Genomic DNA, 21,137 nt, shown 5'->3' with positions numbered 1-21,137 from the left:
CTTATTAGAATATACAGGTAGTCTTCTGTTGAATGGGAGATACATCGTGTCTCCCTATGGAGTGAATAAAAAAAAGCCTGTTGGTGATCTTGCACCATTGGCATATAAAACAGTATATAACAATGCATTAAACAAGGTTGAGGTTGATTATAAAAAAATAAAAAAAGTCACCATAATTAATGGATTAGGGGTAACCCTTGGAGATTCAATCATTGGAATCTCTGCTCTGCATGCAATTAAATCTATAAATCCGGATATTCATATAACATTGATTAGGCCGGAGCATTGCCAGGACTATGTCGAACAAATTTATCACATGGCATCAGGCATTATTGATAAGTTATTATACTTACCTTTTGACATCGCTAAAATCAACCATACAGACGTTAATATAGATATGGGAAATCAGCTTTATTGGGAAGATTTTGATAGCATCGAGATGCATGATTTTTTTCTAACTAATCTTGGAATCAACCCCAAAAGCATTAATGATAACATCAAAAATAACTCCTGGCTTTTAAACACAGATGTACCAGATTTTGATCTGGGGGAGTATATACTGTTTTGTCCTAACGCGAGTACAAAGATAAGAAGCATCCCCTCACGATTTCATGTTGAAATTGTTGAAGAATTGAGCCACGAGTTCGGCGTTAAAGTATTAGGTTTCAATGACGTAGATCACCCTAATTTCTTTAATATAAGCAACATATCCAGTGATACGTTATCTTTCGCAGGAATCATAAAACATGCATGTTTTTTGTATACCTGCGATTCTTCTGCGCTTCATTTAGGAGCAGGCTTTAATATACCCACAAGGTGTATATTTACCACCGTCAAACCTGAGTTGCGTAGTCTTTACTATACTAAATGTGAATCAATTTATATCGGAAATAACCATACCGCAGGTGTTCATTGCAGCGAAGATGATTATATGCTGGAAGTATTAAATAAAGAATTTGAGGAATTTTATGCATAAGTTTCAACTTTCATTTTTCGCCACGATTTTGTTTGTGACCTCTCAAACAATGGCTGCGACTGAAGATATAAATATTGACGGAATGATTAGCCATAAAAACAATGACATTGGATACACACTCACATTCAATGACTTTATTAAAATGCCAATGGCACACATAAAGACAATGACACCGTGGACGAAACCAAAAACTAAAGTAGATTTTGAGGGTGTTAGAGTTAAAGACATATTAAAGTTAGTCGGTGCTCAAGGGAGAACATTAAGAATGAGCGCACTAAATGATTACTCAATTGATATCCCTGTCTCAGATGTTGAAAATTACAACATCATTTTTGCTTACAAAATGAATGGTAAAAAACTTAAAGTAAGAAATTTTGGTCCTTACTTCGTTATATACCCACTCGATGAGCACGCTAGTGAGATAAACAACCCATTGTATTTATCAAGATTCATTTGGCAGGTTAACAAAATTACGGTGCTAAAATGAAAAAGAAATTCCTTATTCTTTTGTCTGGAATGGCAGTTACATTAACTTTTGTTGTATCGACAATAGTTAGATACGATTCTATGTTGTCTGACAAGTCTTTTTATGCCATAAGCGGCACTCAGGAAAACTATGCATGGGCTATTGCAAAGTTTTCAATCCAATTGTCTGAGTTTTACTCTCTTGTTAAGAGCGAAGACAAAGATATGGATAAAATCCGATTAAAGCTAGATATCCTTTATTCCCGAATTCATGTTATTAGAGCAAGGAGCGAATCGACTGAACCTTTATATAATCAAGAAGGGTATAAGCAGATCATAGATTCTATTTATTACAAAATAAAAGCGGTAGACACGTATATAAACACCCCCAACCCAAACATTGTAAAAGTTATTGAGTTAGTTAATAAAATTGAGCCAGACTCAAAATCATTGAACAACTTAGCAGACCATGCCGAGGTCAATCAAAGAACAAAAGCCCTTGAGGACTTTAAAGAAAAAAGGCAAAGCCTTATTATTTTACTGGCAATCGTAACAGTTTTAATCTTTGCTATGTTTATCATAGTAGCTTTTCAGCTATATAAAACCAATAAATTATTAGAAGCTGAAAAAGCTGCATTTAATAATAAAAATGCTTTTTTGGGTGCATTAGGCCATGAATTAAAAACGTCTCTACAGGCAATCACATCTTCAATTGAAATAATATCCTTAAAAAACTCAGGATTGGATTCAAAACATATTGAAAGACTGGAGAATGCCGCGAAGAGGATGGAAAACCAGATGAAAGACCTGGCAGAGTTCGCTAAGGTTGACAATGGAAATATAGTGGTAAACAACATATCATTCAATCTTGCCAAACTTATAAAAGATACAGTTAGCGAATGTGAATCAATTTCCAATAAACATTCTATTGATATTAGAATAGGCAATATTAGCGATAGTCATATAATAAGCGACCCTTTCAGGATTGCACAGATCACAGAAAACTTAGTAACTAATGCCATAAAGTACACCGACAAAGGTCACATAACTATAAATGCTTTTTTAGAAGGTGATAGAACACTTGTCATAGAGGTTGAAGATACAGGAAGAGGCATCCCAAAGGATAAACTAAAATCGATATTCCTCCCTTTCATACGAGTAGCTGATGGAGTAAAAGTCCCCGGATTTGGTATGGGGCTTGCCATTGTTATGGGGGTTGTCAAAACAATGAATGGACGTATAAGTGTCAAAAGTGAGTTAGGGCTTGGAAGTCTATTCAGAATAACGCTGCCTGTAAAAAAATCGACTAAAGAAGAATTGGCTATTTCCGATGTTATTCGAAATGAAGGTTTTACGGCTAACGACCTCAGCATATTGATAATTGATGATGATGAGTTGGTTTGTGAGTCGCTCGCATCAATTTTACAGGGTATATTTCAAGTAGAATATACCTCATCTCCGGAAAGGGCGCTGGAGAAGTTGCGACGTAAACCATACGATCTTGTGCTTAGTGACCTGCAGATGCCAATCATGACCGGCGACGAGCTTTATATGGCAGTAAAAAAAAGCTCAGGTCCCAACACACAAACACCCTTTATTTTCATCAGCGCTTACTCCAGCGAGAGTCCAGTCGATGGGGTTGAGCTTCTTACAAAACCAGTCAGGCTTAACGATATACGCAAAAGTATCGAGAAAATATATTCAGATAGATAGATCGGACACAAAATCAAGGCCAGCATTGTATCCGTAAATGATTTTCCTGGGGGCAGTTTAGTGTAAGGCAACGATCCTAACCGCCCCCATAAAGAATGGCGGATGGTCATTCCTTTCAGCGACAATTATTACTTTTCCGGGTTGTGATAACATCTCCATGTCATTTTTAACAGGCTATTGCCGATGAAGAAAAAAAACAGCACCCCCACTCCCCACGATGCCACATTCAGGCAGTTCCTGACGCAACCGGATATTGCCCGGGAGTTCATGGAAATTCACCTGCCTGCAGAGCTGCGCACCGTCTGCGATCTCAGCACGCTCAAACTGGAATCCGGCTCGTTCGTTGAGGATGATCTCCGCCAGTATTTCAGTGACGTGCTCTACAGCCTGAAAACGACAACTGGGGAAGGCTATGTCCATGTACTCATTGAACACCAGTCGTCTCCGGATAAGCATATGGCCTTTCGTCTAATCCGGTATGCGGTAGCCGCGATGCAGCGTCATCTTGATTCCGGCCATAAAAAGTTGCCACTGGTGATACCGGTGCTGTTCTATACGGGGAAACGCACCCCGTATCCTTACTCCACCCGGTGGCTGGATGAGTTTGACGATCCGGCGCTGGCAGGCAAACTTTACAGCAGCGCTTTCCCTCTTGTAGACGTTACGGTCATCCCGGATGATGAAATCGCCGGACATCGCAGTATGGCTGCCCTGACCTTACTGCAGAAACACATTCATCAGCGGGACCTGGCTGAACTGGTTGATCGACTGGCCCCCATTTTACTGGCCGGATATCTCTCTTCATCACAGGTAATATCGCTGGTACACTATATTGTACAGGCAGGCGAAACAGCTGACGCCGAAGCCTTTGTACGCGAACTGGCACAGCGTGTGCCGCAACACGGAGACGCACTTATGACCATCGCACAACAGCTTGAACAAAAAGGTATCGAGAAGGGCAGAGCTGAAGGTCTGCAGCTCGGTGAACAGCGCGGTATTGAAAAAGGTCGTTCAGAAGGTGAGCGTCAGGCCACTCTGAAAATAGCCCGTACCATGCTGCAGAACGGTATCGACCGTAGCACCGTCATGAAAATGACTGGTCTGACGGAAGACGAACTGGCGCAGATCCGCCACTAATCACGTTTCCTGGCACTCCCTGTCTGGCCATCAGCGTACGCTTGTGGGGACAGGGAGAAATTCCCTTCAGATCCGCCTGCGACAGCACAGTCAAATACCCTGACATCCCCTCAGATGCTCTGTCGTCTTAATGCTGCACCGAAGCGGTTTTATGGCTTATAACTGCTGTCGTCATTATTACGGACATCGTCGTAATAACGTTCGTCATATTGCTGACGAAGTGCCTCCCGTTCACTGTCCGTATACCGGCCTTTCAGCTGGTTAAACTTCTCCCGCGTATAGTCGTATTGTTCCCGGTCACTCGGCACGATGATACTGTCACGATGATGCAGGTTGTGCGCAGCCACCGCATCGCCGGCAGCATATGCGAAACAGCCATCCCGGCTGAATTCGACACGCTCGCCTGATTTCCAGGCCACCATGTCAACGGCAATGCGCGTGTTGAGGTCACCGTCATCATACGGATTAATGACTTCAACGCGGTCTCCCCGATCAATGATGGCATCCTGCCCCTGGCGGGAATAGACAACCGCGCCGTCACGATGCAGGCGGGCCTCGTAACCATCTGCTTTGAGCAACGAAGTGTCATCTGCAGGTGCACAGTAAATAATATTTTCAGAGGCCTGCGGTGTCCGGTTTTTACGATTCTGTCGGTAAGACCAGCCACGCAACTGACTGAGCGCAGCCTGATCGCCGTGAAGCGCCTGTTGTTCGGTCCAGGCACGGTAGGTCAGCGGCCGCATCATGCCCTCGTCATACAACTTCTGGCGTTCTGCCTTCAGTGCAATACGCAGCGCTGCCATCGACTTCTCACGTTCAAACTCCACGATGTGGTACATGAGCTTACGCATATGCGCGTCTTTCTCGTTATCCCGGATATGGGTCTTCTGTTCTTTAAATGCAGCGGACACAGCCCGGAATCGTTCAGCGGCGTGAAGGTCAGGTTTTTTCCAGGCGTTGCGGTACTTCCCGTAGCGTTCGCGCAAATCGATACGGGCGTCAGCGCGTGCCTGCCGGCGCTTCGCACGGGCACCACGATCGCGGACATGCAGTTTGTCACTGTAAGGCGTCTGAACACTTTGCTTAACCATTTCCGCAGAACGTGGGGAGGGAACAAAGGTTCCCAGCGCAGGCTCAAGACGGGAAAGCGTCATACTAGGGTGAACCCGCGATGATTTAACGGCCAGTTTCTCATCGCCACACACATCACGCACGATCAATCCTTTGCCGGAAGTCTCTAACATTAAACCAGCATCATTCATGACCTGATGCAGTTTTTCCCATGACGCGTTCTTCTCTCGGAACATGGCATTAACAGGTTTACGAACATGCTGGACTGCAAAATGATGAAGAGACTCTTTATCAGAAAAGTGTTCAAGCTGTCGCGCTGAACGTGGTGCATTGCGGTACCCTTTTCTGGCCCGCACAATGTTGTTGTCAGCATCACGAACCCAGCTTCCGTTATCCACTTTAAATCCGTGCTTCAGTTCCAGTTCGCGGCAGGTACGCTGAAGTTTATCCGCGTCATTCCAGACATTAGCCGCACGATAAGAAACCGGGTGGACGCGGTTAGCCGCAACATGAACATGCAGATTATCCGTATCACGGTGAATCCCCGCAACATACTGGTTTTCTTCCATACCCAGGCGCTTGAGTGAGTATTTCACACTATCAAAAACCTGATCGTCAGAAGGATTTTCATCTTCCTGCCAGCTCAAAATATAGTGATAAACCGCATCCTTTACGTGCAGGTTCTGCATAGCAATGCTATTCATCTCCATTGCGGCTGTTTCAACCGACATCAGGTTATGCTGACAGATAACACCGTCAACAGAACAGCGGACGTCTCCTTCCGGACTCATGTCAGTTATCTGCTCGGTGATCGTTCCTTCGCTACGGTTCATGTAATCAACAAGGCGATCAAAAATGGCCTGGCGGGAACGTGACGGTCGCTGGAAACGCTGGTCTTCTTTCAGTTCGTCTTTTAACGGGACATCATCACGCACAGAAACGTACGCGACCAGCTGAACAAAGCTGGACTTCTTGTCGCGACGTTTGGGTGGAATGATGGCGTTCATGTCTAGTCGTTCTTTTGCTCTATCCTGAAAATGGCTGCCTTGATGGCCTGCAGTATCTCTGCGTACTCCTTACTGCCGACCCCGTTCCCTTCTTTAAAGAGGTGCTTCTGTAAACCGCCAAGACGTGAAAGCTCGTTAATGAGTTTGTGATCTGTCTGCGGGGCAATCTTCCTTCCTAACGCAGCCCTAAGCATAAATGCACCAATGCTGAGACCTGCATCCTCCGCCTTTTGACGTATCTCATCCCGCTCTTCCGGAAGACATCTTACCGGCGGAAGAGTGGCTGTTCTGTTACGTCGCTCACTCTTACTCATGACGCTAAATCTTCCTTTCGGTCCTACAGTTAGCACGGTATGGGGTGTCGGGGCTTCGCCCTGACCAGGAGTTTTGGATTGCTGCCACCGTGGTGGCGGTAATACAAAACATATCCTGTCCCGCTTTTGAACTTCGCAAATGAGTTTAGCAAATTTGCAACCTGTATGCCAGATGACAAAGGGAGTACGCTGCGCTAGTTCAGGTATATTGATATTCATGCAAGGCACATCATCGCCTGTGTTTCACAGAGAACGGGATAGGCTACGCTTCCTCTAACGCTAAGGGATTATGATTTCCGGAGCTGGTTATCCAAATTTTTACGCAGAAAATTCTGCTCTGCTTGTAATGATTTTTTCGGTAGATACAATGAAAAATTTTCCGGTGGAGGATTCCAGAATGGTTGCCAAAAAATCGAAGCTGTACAGCACAACAGACATCGAATCTATTCGAGGTCAGCTGGCTGAACTCCCAGATGTGACGCAAGAAAGATTACAGAAACGAGATGTACTTGATTCCCTGAAAAGTGATATTGAGACGCTGATTAAAAACAAGGGATACACACTCAGCGAAATCCTTGAGCACCTTAAAAACTTTGGTTTTCATGACGTGACGCTTAAAGATTTAAAAGAGATTACTGAAGGAAAAAGAACACGTCAGAGAAAGCGGGTCTCTTCATCTACTGATGATAAAACGCCAGTCCAGGCGTGAAATTCCCCCTGCTGAAAGTTAAAAAAAACGGCGCTTCCATGAGCGCCGTTCGTTACTTTACATACTGTATCCCATGTAATATTCAAGCCAGAAACAGAAGTGTCGCCACTCCGGTCCGTTCATCGGTGGTACTCTCATTCGCTTACCCTTTGCAAGATCCTCGGCAAGCTGTAGAATGGATAATGACATAAGCAAACCTCACATTTTCTTTTGTCAACCTGCCGGATTGTTCTCGCAATCCGGCTCCCTTTTTTTCTCTGCTTTTTAAACCCCCTTTAGTGTTCCAGCTTTTTACCAGTCCCAGTGCTGAAGCTCCTCCACGATGGGTGCATCAGCCTGGAAATGAACCCAGTCATATCCTTCACATTCCAGCACTCTAAGATTTGATATGCAGCCATCACTTACTCCAAAATTTTTCAGACGCTCCTCCCATTCATCGGGCAGAGCACACAACCGAAATAACCAACCGTGAGCAGTACTGCTTATCCAGAACTCTCCGGATTCTTTCCAGTTTTTCCAGAGAAACTCAGGGATAATCTCTGAATCTTGATGGCTGACGTGGCCTGTACAGATCACCGCTACCTTTACTGTTTCAATACCGGTTAATACCATTTCTTAATCTCCTTCCGGGGGAGTTTCTCCCCCGCTCCCGTCGATAATCAGTGCTAATTTATTGGTCTGATATAAGGCATAAAACCGTTGATAAAATCGCGGGAGAACGTGAAATCTCGCCAGATAAGATCACCACTGTTGTCACGCAGTTCAAGTTGAATGGCGTCAATAGAGTAGAAGTTAATTTTCAGATTAGGCAGGAGGCCAAGAGGGTATGCCTGGCTTTGTTGAATAAATCAGATTTCGGGTAAGTCTCCCCCGTAGCGGGTTGTGTTTTCAGGCAATACGCACGCTTTCAGGCATACCTGCTTTCGTCATTTTGTTCAGCGCTCGTACCAGGGCCATAGCCTCCGCAACCTGACCATCGTAGTCACGCAGCGTCAGTGAACCCCGAACAGCTGTTTTACCCGGTACATCGCCGTTTCCGCTATCGAGCGACGGTTGTAATCTGTTGTCCATTTCCACCGCGCATTACTCCCGGTCATTCGCTGATTAGCCACTGCACGGTTACGGTCTGCATATTCACCGGGCCAGTAACCCGCACCTTTTCGGGGAGGGATAAGCGCGCTGATTTTCTTACGCCGCAGTTCATCGTGACAGAGCCGGGTGTCGTAAGCGCCGTCTGCCGATGCTGCCCTGATTTTTCTGTGAGTCTGCCGGATAAGACCCGGGAAGGCTTCTGAGTCCGTCACATTGTTCAGCGACAGGTCTGCACAGATGATTTCATGTGTGTTGCTGTCAACTGCCAGATGCAACTTTCGCCATATACGACGGCGTTCCTGGCCGTGTTTTTTGACTTTCCATTCGCCTTCACCAAAGACCTTCAGCCCGGTGGAATCAATCACCAGATGCGCGATTTCACCCCGGGTGAACGTTTTGAAACTGACATTAACCGACTTTGCGCGCCTGCTGACACTGGTGTAATCCGGGCAGCGCAACGGAACATTCATCAGTGTAAAAATGGAATCAATAAAACCCTGTGCAGCCCGCAGGGTCAGCCTGAACACGCGTTTAATGACCAGAACGGTGGTGATGGCGAGATCAGAATAGCGCTGAGGTCTTCCCCGTGATGAAGGCGTTGCCGACTCATACCAGGCCTGAATAGCTTCATCATCCAGCCAGAAAGTTATGGAGCCACGGTTGATGAGGGCTTTATTGTAGGTGGGCCAGTTGGTGATTTTGAACTTTTGCTTTGCCACGGAACGGTCTGCGTTGTCGGGAAGATGCGTGATCTGATCCTTCAACTCAGCAAAAGTTCGATTTATTCAACAAAGCCGGTATGCCTGAGACGCTACGGCGTTAATTTTCCGTGCATCAGAGTCAGGTAATTTTGCAGTATCATTGAGTTCCATTTTTTTTACCTCGTCGCCAGTCGGGGCGCTACCGCGAAAGGCTCAACTGCCTTTCGATGTAATAATTATACGTCTAATGAGCCATTTTATCAACTCATTAGACGTATTTTTTAATTTAATTTTGTTCAAATATGAACATTTAATGATGTCAGATATCTAACATAATGGCTTGAATTTGGCCTTGTTGTAGGTGATCCGGTAGTCTTTGCACTTCCCGTTCTGCCGCAGGAACTCCAGCGAGACAACGTTAGCAGCGGCAAAATTGATGCACATAATGCTTTCCAGCGCCTCGAACAGGTCGGCCCCATTGGCAAGCGGAAACCACAGATCGTTGTCGCTACCGCTTAATTTTTCATGCAGACAGAAATGCACAGCACGCACGCCGTCAAATTCCGTAACCAGCACCGTATTGCTGGCGCGAATATCAGTTAGTGTTAACATTTTTCCCCCTGTCAGTATTGGCCCCCTCGCGGGGGCCGCCGTTTCAGTCAATCGCGCGGTAAATCAAACCGGCTTCGGCGTGCTGGTCGGCATATAATTTGAGCTTTTCCTGCTGGGTGATCAGCATGTCGCAGATGTGCTGATAGCCTTCATCATGTGCGTGCCAGATCATGTGGTTCAGGGTGAACAGGGTCAGCACGATACCGGTAGCTTCTGCGGACAATTCCCCTTCGAACCAGTTACCGCTAACCGATACCGTGAAGCGCTCTGCGCTCAGTGGGTACATGAAGCCGCTACCGCAAGACAGTTCGACGAACTCCCAGGAACCGCCTTGATAATCGGCGCAGAGAGAACGTGCGAGGTTGTAGACACCGGCCTCACCTGTGAGATACCAGGCGCCGAACAGGCGTGGCAGAAAGGCCATGCGGCGGTTATTGGGGATAATGCGTGCAGTGATGGCGGGTTGATTCAGTTCAGTAGACATTTTCTGTACTCCTGCGCCAGTCGGGGCGCTACCGTCGAAAGACCGGATTGCCTTTCGATGTGATTATTATACGTCTAATGAGCCATATCAATCAAGCAAAAAATTCCCGCCTGCCTGAATATTTTCAGGCGGGAGAACTCTTTCCCCTATCCATTTTTGGGGGCAGGATCACGCCTGCCCCCTTCTGATTCACATGATTACTATGACTTTGTTTCAGCGTTAAAGTGTACGGCTGCGATCCTGACCAACGGGATCACCGCGCTTTCCTCATCGAGCACACGAAAATTTATCGCTTCCCCCAGGTGCATCAGGTTAGCGATAAAATCAACGATGATTTCGGAAACCGGGTGTCCGTCGCAGTCCTGCTCATTCAGGCGCGCAAACAGCGCCAGCGCCTTAGCGGCCTTGATTGCCCGCTCTTCGTTTTCTTCGTCCATACTGCCGAAACACCATTGCCCCTTTTCAATCAGGGCCAGCGTGTCGTAATAGGCTTCATTCTGGGACATGTTTTTTCCTCCTGCGCCAGTCGGGGCGCTACCGTGAAAGTTCGCTGCGTTACTGCGTGAATTAGCCGTTAATCACCTTCGTGATGCACTCCAGCGCCTCAGACTCCTGCGGATAAAGTCTGCGTGCAGCTCCTTCACCAGACTGGATTTCTTCCAGCCGGATAAACTGCGCCGCCAGCGCCACGACTTTTTGCAGCGCCTCGGCATTGACCTCTATTTTTCGATCGCGGGCGGCATCTTCGCGCACCTGCTTTGCCAGGCTCCAGACGGTATCTTTTCCGACGCCATAACGGCTGTGTGAACTGCATTCCGCGATTTCTGCCAGAACGGCTTCGGCCTCATCGTCAGTGAGGTTCATATCACTGGTGCAGTCATGGACATCTTCAGCAGTCCAGATCAGCAGGCTGATCCGCTGCTGTGGATCAAAACTATCGAGAAGCCTTGCGCAAATTTCATTTACGTTACCGTGCATTGTAAAACTCCTGCGCCAGACGGGGCGCTGCCGCGAAAGACCGGATGCCTTTCGATGTGATTATTGTACGTCTAATGAGCCATATTAATCAAGCGATTTTTCACGCTCATAGCTGCTACAGGCAACGCTGTAGCCGTTTGCATCCAGTTCTGAAGGCCAGTCGTCACGCCCGCAACCTGACAGCAGGCAGGCGCTGAGGTGCCCAGGGCGATAGTCGAGATGCTGGCATGAGGCGCAAAGGTCATCATCTGAGATTGAGCGGCCTGAACAGATAGGCGGCGCTCCATCAGTGGGAATTTCTCGAATATGCAGCGTTGTCACTTTTTTTTACTCCTGCGCCAGTCGGGGCGCTGCCGGTTAGGGATGCAGGGGGCTGTCGCCCCCTGCGGCGGTTCAGTCCTTACCCTTATCCTTCATGACGTTAATCAGCCCGGTAATGGCTGTAATGAGGGCGGCCACGGCCGTGATAATCTGAGGGAGGTTATGGAGGATTTCAGAAGAGGTCATAATGCACCTGTAAGGCTGTTTAGGAAGGTACTGATTTGAATCAGTAAAAACATTATACGTCTAATGAGCCATGTATGCAAGCAAAAAAACGCCCCTTGTAGGGGCGCTGTGATTATTTTACATACTGCCAGACATGCGGCGGGATCTTATCCCAGATGCGTCCCGATGCCAGCTCTGCGCGGCGATGGTCGGCGGCAGCCTCAAAAGCCGCGGTGTCCTCCGGCGGCACCTGTCCACGATCCCGCATGGATTCGTACATTTTTTCCAGTGTGTCCGGGTTACGACTGCGCCGAAAACGGAGAAGGTAAAAACGCCTCCGCGCCTGATAAACTGTTTCCGCCATGTATCTGCGTCCTGAGCGCCTTGTTATTTCGCATAGTATTCACGTTTTGGTTGAATAAGTCTTCGACTATACGCCCCTTGCGGGGCGTAGCAGGCGGTCAGCCCCAGGTGCTGTAAAAATGGCTTTCGTTAGGATCGGTCTTATAAGCCTGTTCGTACTCGTCAATGCTGACAGACGGATGCTCATGGTTTTCACAGATGCGACGGGTCACGGGTTCGCCTTTAAAGTCGTTCAATACCGGCTTTAACTCGCCAGACATTGCACTGTCTGCTTTCACCTGCTGCGCAGCGATGCGGCGCAGTACGGCGGTTTTCTTACCGCGCAGGGCGATCACCTGATAAAAACAGGTATTTGTCTGCTCATAACCCCAGCTGGAAACAAAAACATCACCAAGAGAAACGGAGCCGTTACGGAACTGAAGGGATTGAATAGCCATGTTTATTACTCCTGCGCCAGTCGGGGCGCTACCGCGAAAAGCCTCATTGCCTTTCGATGTGATTATTATACGTCTAATGAGCCGTATTGATCAAGCAATAAATACATGCCCGGCATGATTTTCTCCGGCCGGGGAATACTTCCTTTCCCTGTTTATATTTCAGGCCGCAAATGCGGCCTGCCGTCTGCATTACACGCGAGGGGGTAACATTCCGGGATAGTGACTGGCAACCAGATTATTGATCTTCTCAACCAGCTCCGGGCGTTTAAACGTAATGTGGGCGCTGCCCTTTTTGTAATATCGCACGCTGAAGTAATCACACTCGAACACCTTACCGTTGAACTGGTTTTCACTGAAAAAGGCATCCAGTTTGGCACCGTCAGAAACGCGGTAATCAGGCACGTTACGCCCGTCCAGCACGTAGAACGGCCGCGCCAGATCGTCAATTTTGGTGTGCCCGTCTGAGCTGAAGCGCACCCAACCACTGCGCCAGACATCGAGCAACGGCGCGATGATGATACGCTTGCCAAACATGCAGGGGTTATTGGTTTTATAATCCCACGACAGGGATTTAAAGATATCAAACAGCCCTTGCGTGAAGGTATCAGCCTTGCTTGCGTTCAGGTGCCGGAACGTACTCATAACGTTATCCAGCGTTATCGGCGGCATTTCTTTGCCTGCCACCTGCCGATCCCATTCCTGACGTTGCTTGTTGCTCATCAGCGTATACATACCGGTTTCCGTCATCAGCCGATCCCAGATTTTTCCGTCGATAACGCGGGAAATAGCCGTTTCGGCCTGATCTGGCGTGGTGTCGCTCCATTTGATGGCGCTCTCTACGGCTTTGTCGTAGTCATAGAGGTACTGGCAGCCTCCGGCCTGCTGCATCAGATCGCGCGCTTTTCGCAGCTTGTCTATGCCGTCGAGATAGACGCGGATACCTTCATCCCGCAACGAGATGATGCGCTCAATAGCAATGGACGGGATCACTTCACCGCCATGCTGGCAGTACATCAGATCGACTGACGGGAGAGTATTTTTAGATGACATTTCAGACTCCTGCGCCATGCGGGGCGCTACCGTAAGGGTTGAACAGGGCTGGTAATGCCAGCCCTTCAATGATTATTTGCAGCTCTGGAGCAGTTTACTGACCTGCGCGGCCAGCGCATACGTGGATGAATATGGACCACTTAAACGGCGGTTAGGGATTTCGTTGAGGGCATACAGGCACGCCTTCAGCAGCGCATCTTTCTGCGTGTCCAGTTCAGCTTTAAGCTGGGAAGGGGTCAGTGCTTTACTCATAATTTTTTACTCCTGCGCCAGTCGGGGCGCTACCGCGAAAAGCCTCATTGCCTTTCGATGTGATTATTATACGTCTAATGAGCCATATAAAGCAAGCATTATATGATTACTTTTCTTTGTTTTTCCCTTGACGCCTGTCCCTGTAAATATTGCTTTTAGATCCAGATGGCGGCACTTTGCCGGCATGGTGCAGAGGTCCAGGCATCAGACACTCGCGATAGCCTGAACCCGCTGCGGGAACGGTGGAGCCACCAGGGAATGACGGCAACTGACCTGAAATGAACAGGAAGGAAACGCTCTGCGGATATCTAAAGTAGGCTCACTGGCAAATACCAGGCCGAAATCAAATCAGAATGGGGCTGAATGCGCGCCTGGACACGTCAAAGCGATTAATGCGAGAAGGTTGCAGCTTTTTTAAAGAAGCACTCAGAGAGGCGTACAGCGCGTTTCAGAGCAATACAGGTTTAATGCCCGTATAGCCCCTGCAGGAGGCGGCCACCTTCTCAGTTTTCAGCCCCGGCCAGATAGCGGCTCAGCCCCTCACTGGATTCCAGTACCGATGTTCGGTACTGCGGTTCGCAGTTGCACAAGCCCTTCAGCTTCTCTTCAGGAAGCACATTTTCGCGCCGGTGTTTTGCGCTGCTATTTCCAGATCGGCGGTAAGCCGGCATCGATGCAAAGGATGCACCAGACGGAATACGCGATGTCGCTTTCTCCGTTCACCCAGCGGCGCACCGTTCTGCCGTTAACGCCAACATGTCGCGCAAGCCCCTCCTGACTCAGGTTGAGCACATTTTCCAGCAAATAGCGGAGTTCATCCCCCGTAGGCGGGGTCCATTTGTCAGCGGGACGGAAACAGCTTTCGCGGATTGCGCCCACGTTCAGTGGCACGGTATATTTATTGCCCATAGCAAGCCTCCAGAGCCGGCCGCACCACTGTGCGGCCGCGGTTGTCAAATCAGACCATGTTCAGCAAAAGAGAAAATATCGCAGCCGCCCACAATCAGATGATCGAGGACTTTGACGTCAACCATCCCCAGCACCTGCGCCAGACGCTCGGTGATCAGCTTGTCAGCCTGACTGGGTTCAGTGAAAGCGGAAGGATGGTTATGCGCCAGTACCACGGCGGCGGCATTATGATGCAGGGCGCGTTGCAGGACGATACGCGGATGAACGGTGACACTGTTGATAGTTCCCTGAAACAGTTCTTCAAAGGCGATCACGCCATTCTGACTGTTGAGAAAGAACGCGCAGAATGATTCGCGTGGTTCTGCAGCAAGACGAAACCGCAGCAAGGAACGCGCGGCGTCTGCACCGGTAATAAAATCCGTGGTGGTAATTTTGCTGGCAATAATGGCATCCGCCTGGCGGATAATGTTGAGTTCTTCTGCTGAAAATTTCATATATTTCCCTCGGTAGGGGACCTGAGCACCTTGCCCGGCCACAAATATATATTAGGACATTTTGTCCTATATGTAAATACAGTATTTTATAAAAAAACCAGAATTAACGGGCTTTTATCAGGTCGGCAGCTGATCTTGTTTCACTTTTTCAACCAGCTGCAGTGACGGATGCTCACCGGCCAGCAGTAACAGGAAGTTGAATTCCCCGGTTTTGAGCTTCACGCCACGCTGTGCGGCCTTCTCTTTGGTCTGCCATGACGCCGGCTTATAGCCAAACAGAGCTGCAATTTCTGCGTGTTTCAGCCCCAGCGCCAGACGCAGGCGGCGAACGTCTTCGGCCGTGGCAGGCTCTTTAACCATATCATCCGGGCTGAATGTCCTGTTCAGGCGGTAATCAGGATGCACGCCGGCGATCAGCATCAGCATGTTATATTCGCCCGGCCGAAGACTGGTCTTGTTGTACTGACTGAGGTCGTCGCTGATGGCTTCCTTACGCTGCCAGGCGCGCAGTTCATACCCCATGACGGCCCCTAATGCGGTTTCAGTCATGCCCATTTTTCCCCGGAGCATCTTCACCGTTTCCGGCTGCGGAACGACGCTAACCATCTTAATCATCACCCTTCTCCCAGAAGTCAGAATTCAGAAATATTTTCACCTGGCGCGTGCGGGGATAGTCCTGGAGTTTCAGTCCCTCTCGCGTGTCAGACAGGTACTGTGTTTCCTGCTGCACCTTATTGATTTTGCCATTCCATTTGCGGACCAGCGCCCGGTAACTCCCGTTCTCCAGCTGATAAACTTCAAACGTATACTTGCTCGAACCGCTCCAGCCTTCGTTGTAGTAGACCTGTTTCATAGGATCTGCCTCATCGATATGCCCCGTAAACATGACATCCCGGCCACAGTGACTGAACCAGTAACCGCGGGGCTTAGCCGGTTGCCGGTCGCTTATTTCCCGCCTGGATAGCGTGCAGAAAGGCCATGAGCGCAGGTGACTTCCTGAACTCAGGTTAATCTGGCATGACGTGTGGTGCAGGGAGCTGCGCTGCTGCCGCAGGCAATGGTCACTGATGATCACCGGTACAGCACGGGAAACGAACAGGGGGAATGATTGCATGGTTTTACTCCTTCGCCAGGCGGGGCGCTACCGAAAAATGAGCCTTAACAATACGGCGAATGAGCCATATAATCAAGTTAAATTGCCGGCGGCAGAGTGTCTGCCGCTGCTGCAGGCACACCGCTGATCAGCACCACATTTTCCACATTAGAGCTGTCAGCGATGGCGCGGAAGTTCACCTTAGTCATCATCCGGGAACAGATGCTGGACGTTCTTACGGGTTTCTTCCAGATTCTTATCCTCCGGTGCCGCCGGTTCGGGAGTCACGGCAGGGCTGTTTTCCGGCCTTGATCCGCCTGTCGGCGGTAACGTATTACTGGCGCCGCCGGTGGCCTGCAGAAACGCCTCAAACAGACGCGCCATCTCTCCTGTATCCTGCTGCGGCAGCGTACTGCTGATGATCCGCTGAATATCCTGCATCGAGGTGCCTTCCGTCAGAAATTCAGCGATCAGGAACGGCAGGCGTTCGTCCTGTTTCATCAGCGCGGCACCACAGAGCATCATGGCGCGCATCGCGCGGCCGCGCTCTTTCTGAGGCAGTTTCTCAAGAAATCCGTCGGCTACCCGGTCCGCCGCATTGCGATCCGGATAGATATAAAACGAGCACTTACGGTTATCAGTCATACTCAGCCCTTCATTGCCACCATGCCCAATACCAGATCGAACTGCGGGTTATCGCTGACGAAGAAGCGATCGTCACTCACCCCCGTGGCCTGCTTCACTGCGCTGGCGACCAGGCTGGCGCCGCCCCCGACAACCATGACGTGTGTGAAGCCGGCAAAGCGGCCAACTGAATCGGTGACGCGGTGCGTCAGGGCTTTTTCACGCTCGTGCAGCACCTTCATTACCTGGGCCCGCTGGTCAGCGTTCTGAAGATAACGGGAAAGAAAACTATCGTCATTTCGCGCCTGGATCAGACGGTCGGCAAAATATGAACTGGTACGGGTACTCACGCTGGTATCCAGTGCGTGTTTTACGGCCTCGGTGATGATGGATACGCCGGTTTTAGGATCGCAATGCGTCTTGGTGAACCCGGACATTTTGCTGCGAACGTGCGCGATATCCAGCGTCGTTCCACCGATATCGACAATCAGCAGGGAGTCCAGATCGTCCAGATCCTTCAGCACACTGAAGCCTGCAGGGACCGACTCTGGCAGCACACTGACTTTACGCACGGTAAAGCTCTCATGCCCCTGAACGGTCACCGCGCGTTTCACGTTCGCTTTTTTCCGCTCGATTTTGGCCATATCAGGCTGATCGTTCTCATCCAGATACTCGCCCAGCGGCAGCGTCACAACAATGTCAACCGGTTGCGGTTCAATGCCGGACTGCATCAGCGCGTGGTGGATAGCGACTACATTCACATCACTGTACTGATAGCGGGTTTCCGTGGTGCGCACGGCATCAGGGCTCAGCTGGTCAAAGCTGTACTTTTCCCCGTCAATTTCATAGTTGGCGGAAGCCGGCCCCGTTGAATCAGTCAGCAGCGTCATGGACCATTCTGGTTTAAAGCTGTTCGGACTGATCAACGTTTTCACTTCACCGTCTGCCACCCATGCCAGTTTGATATTGGTGGAACCGTCGTCAACAAAAATACGCATTTCAAACCTCACATTATTTAGAAAAAAACCGTATCCATCAGGAAAAATACAACATTCAAATGGATTATTACGTATCCGGGTTTGCGTGTAAAGACAAAAAGACGCACTAATGTAGAAAAATACAGAAAAATAACGAACAAAAACCAACAAACGAGGGCCAGACCGTCCTGCAAACGGCCTGATAAAGAAACATTAAGGATTAATTTAGATTTATATGGAAATATAAGGATGGAATGAGGATTATTCCGGAAGTGTTAAATGACTGTCAGGAAGGCTGAATCGGACGCCATACTGACGCCCGACATCGAGCGCAAACACGCGCGTGTAGGTTTCAGTGGTTTCCAGCCGGGAATGCCCGGCGTAGGCCTGCACAACTTTCAGAGGAACCCCATGCTGGATCAGGTGCATACAGAAGCTGTGCCGGAACGTGTGGCAGGTGATGGGGATACTAAAAGTGACAGAGTCACGTTTTGCGAGATCCAGCGCTTTCCTGATCCAGTTACGCGGCGTGTTATCACTCTGCACCGGCCAGAGCAGCTGCTGTTTGCCAATACGCAGGGTGGTCAGAAACTCACGCACCTTTCTGACATATTGAGGATCGGTCAGAGGAACAATACGGAACACCGCCTCATCCTTCCCGGGTCTCCCACGCCCGCGCTGACGCTGTTTAAGCGTCTTCAGCCGGACAAACGGCCGGGAACCGTCAAGCTGAAAGCTGGCGCCGGTCAGCGCCAGCGCCTCATTAATGCGTGCGCCCGTGTTCCAGAGGGTGTCGAAAAGGACCTGCTGGCGCAGGTCAGGCACATATCGCAGAAATAACGACACCTCCGGGGCCAGCAGGTATTTGGGTAAATCAGCCTGGCTGGCCATCTCCCGCAGCGCCAGTGCATCGGCATAATCGAAGTAGACGTATGCCACGCGCCCGGTCTCGATGGCGTCGCTACGTGAATTCTGAGGAATTTGCAGGGGAAAAGTGTTCAATTTTTTAAAATCCGGTAATCAGCCGGCAGGAGGCTGAATTTTAGAGTTTTTTTTGCCGAAACCGGCTCATAGTAACCTGTAACTGAAGCCGGCACCGCGACTATTATCGTAAATCAGCTGGCCAGACTGACCAGCATCTTCACTGTACACCTTCATACGCCGGCCGTTAGTCAGCGAATCCATTTTCCGCCGTGCGTTGTTGTCGTCATAACGTACGGGCAGGCACGCACCTTTACTCGCGCTCTCACTTTCGACTCGGAACACCCGCACCCTGACAGCCTTCTTCCGCGCCTGGTCAGGATCTTCACCACTGACCACACCCGTCAGTTTCTGAAGCGTATCTGCCGGACTGCTGTACTCAGCCTGGCTGAGATAGCGGCCGTTCGGGGTTAACCAGAAATCCTGGCTGTCACTGACACGGTAGGTTTCACCGTGGCTGGCGATGCCTGATACGTTACAGAAGCGCCCATAATCGGTGGGTTGTCCGGGTAGCATACAGCAGCACCGGCAGAGCGGTGACGTATCCTTTTAGTTTCATATAATCTCCTGTTGAGGATGAACCATTTCAGCCGGCGGCCGGGATCCCGGATACGGGATAAAAGAGCCGATAACAGGGATGGACTTATTCATTACTGAGCCTCAGCACTTCGTGCTTCAGCTGCCGCAGCAGCCTGTCCTTGCTCATGGTCTTCATTGTTGGCCATTCCGCTTTCAGCGTGAGTGCAGCGGTGGCAAGCTGTATCGTCCGGGGCACAGCCTCACCGTCCTCATATTTTACCAGGCTGGTACGGCTGATGCCGAGCTCTGCCGCGGCGCGTTCCTGGGTCCAGTTCAGGCCCCGTCGCCAAAGGATCAAGTCAAATCCGGTCAATTCGCCGCACTCCCATGCTCTGTCCGGGTGGATTAGTTGGCTATATTCCGGCTTTATTTACAGCCTTACAATGTTCATATTTGAACATTTTAAGGAATTTTAAAACAATAAATTCGCCGTATACACAACAGGAGACGCGATGGTTCTCAACGATTACGATGGACATCAGGAAGAATTTGAGGCGGTTAAACAGGCGCTGAAGGGCAAAATGGACTCGTCGTCTTTTTCACGCGCACTTCCTGTCTGATATCACGGCCCGTCAGAAACCCGGCGCCCAGCAGCAGCACAAACAGCATGCCTGGCGTCTTCATGTTGCTTCTTCCTGTCCCTTTTCACCTGCCCTGTATAACCCTGCCGGGCTTCACACATCAGACCGGCTGATAATTTCCCCCCCTTATCTTTTCACCCTGCGACTTTTGCGCCCGCAACCACCGGAAAATACCTTTTCGCCGGCGCCGCGATTGCGGAAAAAACGTAAATACCGGAAAAAGCGAAATCAACAGGGAGAGGAAGGCAGGGGAACGGTCGCGTGGCTGCCGGCGCGGGCACCATATCTTGTGCCGTTTCCAGCTGACGGAGCCACTACATATAGCGGGTAATGACTCCAACTTACTGATAGTGTTTTATGTTCAGATAATGCCCGATGACTTTGTCATGCAGCTCCACCGATTTTGAGAACGACAGTGACTTCCTGCCCAGCCTTGACAGATGCTGCCTCAGATTCAGGTTATGCCGCTCAATGCGCTGCGTATATCGCTTGCTGATAACGTGCAGTTCTCCCTTCAGGCGGGATTCATAAAGCGGCCAGCCATCCGTCATCCATACCACGACCTCAAAGGCCGACAGCAGGCCCAGAAGACGCTCCAGCGTGGACAACGTGCGTTCACCGAATACGTGCGCCACAACCGTCCTCCGTATCCTGTCATACGCGTAAAACAACCAGCGCTGGCGTGATTTAGCGCCGACATAACCCCACTGTTCGTCCATTTCCGCGCAGACAATGACGTCACTGCCCGGTTGTATGCGTGAGGTTACCGACTGCGGTCTGAGTTTTTTAAGTGACGTAAAATCGTGTTGAGGCCAACGCCCATAATGCGGGCGGTTGCCCGGCATCCAACGCCATTCATGGCCATATCAATGATTTTCTGGTGCGTACCGGGCTGAGAGGTGGTGTAAGTGAACTGTAGTTGCCATGTTTTACGGCAGTGAGAGCAGAGATAGCGCTGATGTCCGGCAGTGCTTTTGCCGTTACGCACCACCCCGTCAGTAGCTGAGCAGGAAGGACATCTGATGGAGATGGAAGCCACGGGAGCACCTCAA

General features: G+C 49.6%; 28 protein-coding genes and 1 pseudogene. 5 read left to right on the top strand and 24 right to left on the bottom strand.

Features of this window, described 5'->3' with window-relative positions:
• Window positions 1-46 precede the first annotated feature (46 nt).
• The 4 genes from BJF97_RS31820 to BJF97_RS31805 all read left to right on the top strand — a co-directional run bounded on the left by BJF97_RS31820 (window position 47) and on the right by BJF97_RS31805 (window position 4,291).
• Complete coding sequence (locus BJF97_RS31820) at window positions 47-976, top strand: glycosyltransferase family 9 protein (RefSeq protein ID WP_064357981.1); 930 nt, start codon at window positions 47-49, stop codon at window positions 974-976.
• Complete coding sequence (locus tag BJF97_RS31815) at window positions 969-1,463, top strand: molybdopterin-dependent oxidoreductase (protein WP_064357935.1); 495 nt, start codon at window positions 969-971, stop codon at window positions 1,461-1,463. Before BJF97_RS31820 ends, BJF97_RS31815 begins: the two co-directional genes overlap by 8 nt.
• The gene (locus tag BJF97_RS31810) at window positions 1,460-3,154 is read left to right on the top strand and encodes an ATP-binding response regulator (protein ID WP_064357933.1); all 1,695 of its coding nucleotides are present in this window, start codon (window positions 1,460-1,462) and stop codon (window positions 3,152-3,154) included. Before BJF97_RS31815 ends, BJF97_RS31810 begins: the two co-directional genes overlap by 4 nt.
• Window positions 3,155-3,337: 183 nt before the next feature.
• Window positions 3,338-4,291, top strand: a complete 954-nt coding sequence (locus BJF97_RS31805) for an Rpn family recombination-promoting nuclease/putative transposase (RefSeq protein WP_064357932.1) — start codon at window positions 3,338-3,340, stop codon at window positions 4,289-4,291.
• Between the two features lie 149 nt (window positions 4,292-4,440).
• Here the strand turns inward: BJF97_RS31805 and traI are convergent, their stop codons facing one another.
• Window positions 4,441-6,369, bottom strand: a complete 1,929-nt coding sequence (gene traI, locus BJF97_RS31800; protein ID WP_064357930.1) for a TraI/MobA(P) family conjugative relaxase — start codon at window positions 6,367-6,369, stop codon at window positions 4,441-4,443.
• Window positions 6,370-6,371: 2 nt separating this feature from the next.
• On the bottom strand, window positions 6,372-6,683 hold the full coding sequence (gene mobA / locus BJF97_RS31795) for a plasmid mobilization protein MobA (protein WP_016162079.1): 312 nt from the start codon (window positions 6,681-6,683) through the stop codon (window positions 6,372-6,374).
• A gap of 289 nt (window positions 6,684-6,972) precedes the next feature.
• Between mobA and BJF97_RS31790 the strand changes: the two genes are divergently transcribed.
• The gene (locus tag BJF97_RS31790; protein ID WP_058674280.1) at window positions 6,973-7,392 is read left to right on the top strand and encodes a hypothetical protein; all 420 of its coding nucleotides are present in this window, start codon (window positions 6,973-6,975) and stop codon (window positions 7,390-7,392) included.
• A gap of 291 nt (window positions 7,393-7,683) precedes the next feature.
• Here the strand turns inward: BJF97_RS31790 and BJF97_RS31785 are convergent, their stop codons facing one another.
• The 22 genes and pseudogenes from BJF97_RS31785 to BJF97_RS33850 form a co-directional block, all read right to left on the bottom strand.
• Window positions 7,684-8,004: a DUF5983 family protein gene (locus tag BJF97_RS31785; RefSeq protein WP_064357929.1), complete on the bottom strand. Its 321-nt coding sequence runs from the start codon at window positions 8,002-8,004 to the stop codon at window positions 7,684-7,686.
• 276 nt (window positions 8,005-8,280) lie between these two features.
• Window positions 8,281-9,248, bottom strand: a pseudogene (locus BJF97_RS31780) (IS5-like element IS903B family transposase).
• Window positions 9,249-9,512: 264 nt separating this feature from the next.
• Window positions 9,513-9,797, bottom strand: a complete 285-nt coding sequence (locus BJF97_RS31775; RefSeq protein ID WP_032440566.1) for a hypothetical protein — start codon at window positions 9,795-9,797, stop codon at window positions 9,513-9,515.
• Window positions 9,798-9,840: 43 nt separating this feature from the next.
• Window positions 9,841-10,281 carry an antirestriction protein gene (locus BJF97_RS31770; protein ID WP_004187338.1) on the bottom strand — a complete coding sequence of 147 codons (441 nt, stop codon included), beginning with the start codon at window positions 10,279-10,281 and terminating at the stop codon, window positions 9,841-9,843.
• A 200-nt stretch (window positions 10,282-10,481) separates the two neighbouring features.
• Entirely contained in the window at window positions 10,482-10,787 is a 306-nt protein-coding gene (locus tag BJF97_RS31765) for a hypothetical protein (protein WP_004187339.1), read from the bottom strand.
• 61 nt (window positions 10,788-10,848) lie between these two features.
• Window positions 10,849-11,259, bottom strand: coding sequence for a DUF1380 family protein (locus tag BJF97_RS31760; protein ID WP_004187342.1), 411 nt, complete (start codon window positions 11,257-11,259; stop codon window positions 10,849-10,851).
• 84 nt (window positions 11,260-11,343) lie between these two features.
• Window positions 11,344-11,580: a hypothetical protein gene (locus BJF97_RS33855; protein ID WP_177952325.1), complete on the bottom strand. Its 237-nt coding sequence runs from the start codon at window positions 11,578-11,580 to the stop codon at window positions 11,344-11,346.
• A gap of 298 nt (window positions 11,581-11,878) precedes the next feature.
• Entirely contained in the window at window positions 11,879-12,109 is a 231-nt protein-coding gene (locus tag BJF97_RS31755) for an Hha/YmoA family nucleoid-associated regulatory protein (RefSeq protein ID WP_070083114.1), read from the bottom strand.
• A gap of 97 nt (window positions 12,110-12,206) precedes the next feature.
• Entirely contained in the window at window positions 12,207-12,545 is a 339-nt protein-coding gene (locus tag BJF97_RS31750; RefSeq protein WP_004187354.1) for a hypothetical protein, read from the bottom strand.
• Between the two features lie 189 nt (window positions 12,546-12,734).
• Window positions 12,735-13,595, bottom strand: a complete 861-nt coding sequence (locus tag BJF97_RS31745) for a DUF4942 domain-containing protein (RefSeq protein ID WP_070083113.1) — start codon at window positions 13,593-13,595, stop codon at window positions 12,735-12,737.
• A gap of 72 nt (window positions 13,596-13,667) precedes the next feature.
• The gene (locus BJF97_RS31740; protein WP_023285836.1) at window positions 13,668-13,847 is read right to left on the bottom strand and encodes a hypothetical protein; all 180 of its coding nucleotides are present in this window, start codon (window positions 13,845-13,847) and stop codon (window positions 13,668-13,670) included.
• A gap of 642 nt (window positions 13,848-14,489) precedes the next feature.
• A complete protein-coding gene (locus BJF97_RS31735) occupies window positions 14,490-14,756 on the bottom strand; it encodes a helix-turn-helix domain-containing protein (RefSeq protein ID WP_023285835.1) in 267 nt (88 codons plus the stop codon).
• Window positions 14,757-14,800: 44 nt separating this feature from the next.
• Entirely contained in the window at window positions 14,801-15,250 is a 450-nt protein-coding gene (locus BJF97_RS31730; protein WP_032440561.1) for a JAB domain-containing protein, read from the bottom strand.
• 117 nt (window positions 15,251-15,367) lie between these two features.
• Window positions 15,368-15,865, bottom strand: a complete 498-nt coding sequence (locus BJF97_RS31725; RefSeq protein ID WP_032440560.1) for a hypothetical protein — start codon at window positions 15,863-15,865, stop codon at window positions 15,368-15,370.
• Window positions 15,858-16,103: a hypothetical protein gene (locus BJF97_RS31720; RefSeq protein WP_032440579.1), complete on the bottom strand. Its 246-nt coding sequence runs from the start codon at window positions 16,101-16,103 to the stop codon at window positions 15,858-15,860. Before BJF97_RS31720 ends, BJF97_RS31725 begins: the two co-directional genes overlap by 8 nt.
• 441 nt (window positions 16,104-16,544) lie before the next feature.
• The gene (locus BJF97_RS31715; protein ID WP_032440559.1) at window positions 16,545-16,988 is read right to left on the bottom strand and encodes a plasmid partitioning/stability family protein; all 444 of its coding nucleotides are present in this window, start codon (window positions 16,986-16,988) and stop codon (window positions 16,545-16,547) included.
• 2 nt (window positions 16,989-16,990) lie between these two features.
• Entirely contained in the window at window positions 16,991-17,965 is a 975-nt protein-coding gene (locus BJF97_RS31710; protein WP_032440558.1) for a plasmid segregation protein ParM, read from the bottom strand.
• Window positions 17,966-18,205: 240 nt separating this feature from the next.
• Window positions 18,206-18,946, bottom strand: a complete 741-nt coding sequence (locus tag BJF97_RS31705) for a tyrosine-type recombinase/integrase (RefSeq protein WP_064357926.1) — start codon at window positions 18,944-18,946, stop codon at window positions 18,206-18,208.
• Between the two features lie 66 nt (window positions 18,947-19,012).
• Window positions 19,013-19,441, bottom strand: coding sequence for a hypothetical protein (locus BJF97_RS31700; protein ID WP_223226984.1), 429 nt, complete (start codon window positions 19,439-19,441; stop codon window positions 19,013-19,015).
• A 127-nt stretch (window positions 19,442-19,568) separates the two neighbouring features.
• Window positions 19,569-19,817 carry a helix-turn-helix domain-containing protein gene (locus BJF97_RS31695; protein WP_064357924.1) on the bottom strand — a complete coding sequence of 83 codons (249 nt, stop codon included), beginning with the start codon at window positions 19,815-19,817 and terminating at the stop codon, window positions 19,569-19,571.
• A 185-nt stretch (window positions 19,818-20,002) separates the two neighbouring features.
• A complete protein-coding gene (locus BJF97_RS35445; protein ID WP_255874637.1) occupies window positions 20,003-20,128 on the bottom strand; it encodes a hypothetical protein in 126 nt (41 codons plus the stop codon).
• Window positions 20,129-20,426: 298 nt separating this feature from the next.
• Window positions 20,427-21,124, bottom strand: a protein-coding gene (locus tag BJF97_RS33850; protein ID WP_224252790.1) for an IS1 family transposase whose coding sequence is annotated in 2 segments (ribosomal slippage) — window positions 20,427-20,875 and window positions 20,875-21,124 — 699 coding nt in all. Because the reading frame shifts where the segments join, the coding sequence is not laid out codon by codon here.
• Window positions 21,125-21,137: the final 13 nt, after the last annotated feature.

Source organism: Klebsiella sp. LTGPAF-6F (assembly GCF_001753185.1).
GTDB classification, from domain to species: domain Bacteria; phylum Pseudomonadota; class Gammaproteobacteria; order Enterobacterales; family Enterobacteriaceae; genus Klebsiella; species Klebsiella michiganensis.
The sequence above is the reverse complement of the archived record's forward strand: the minus strand, read 5'-3'. Positions and strand labels throughout refer to the sequence as shown.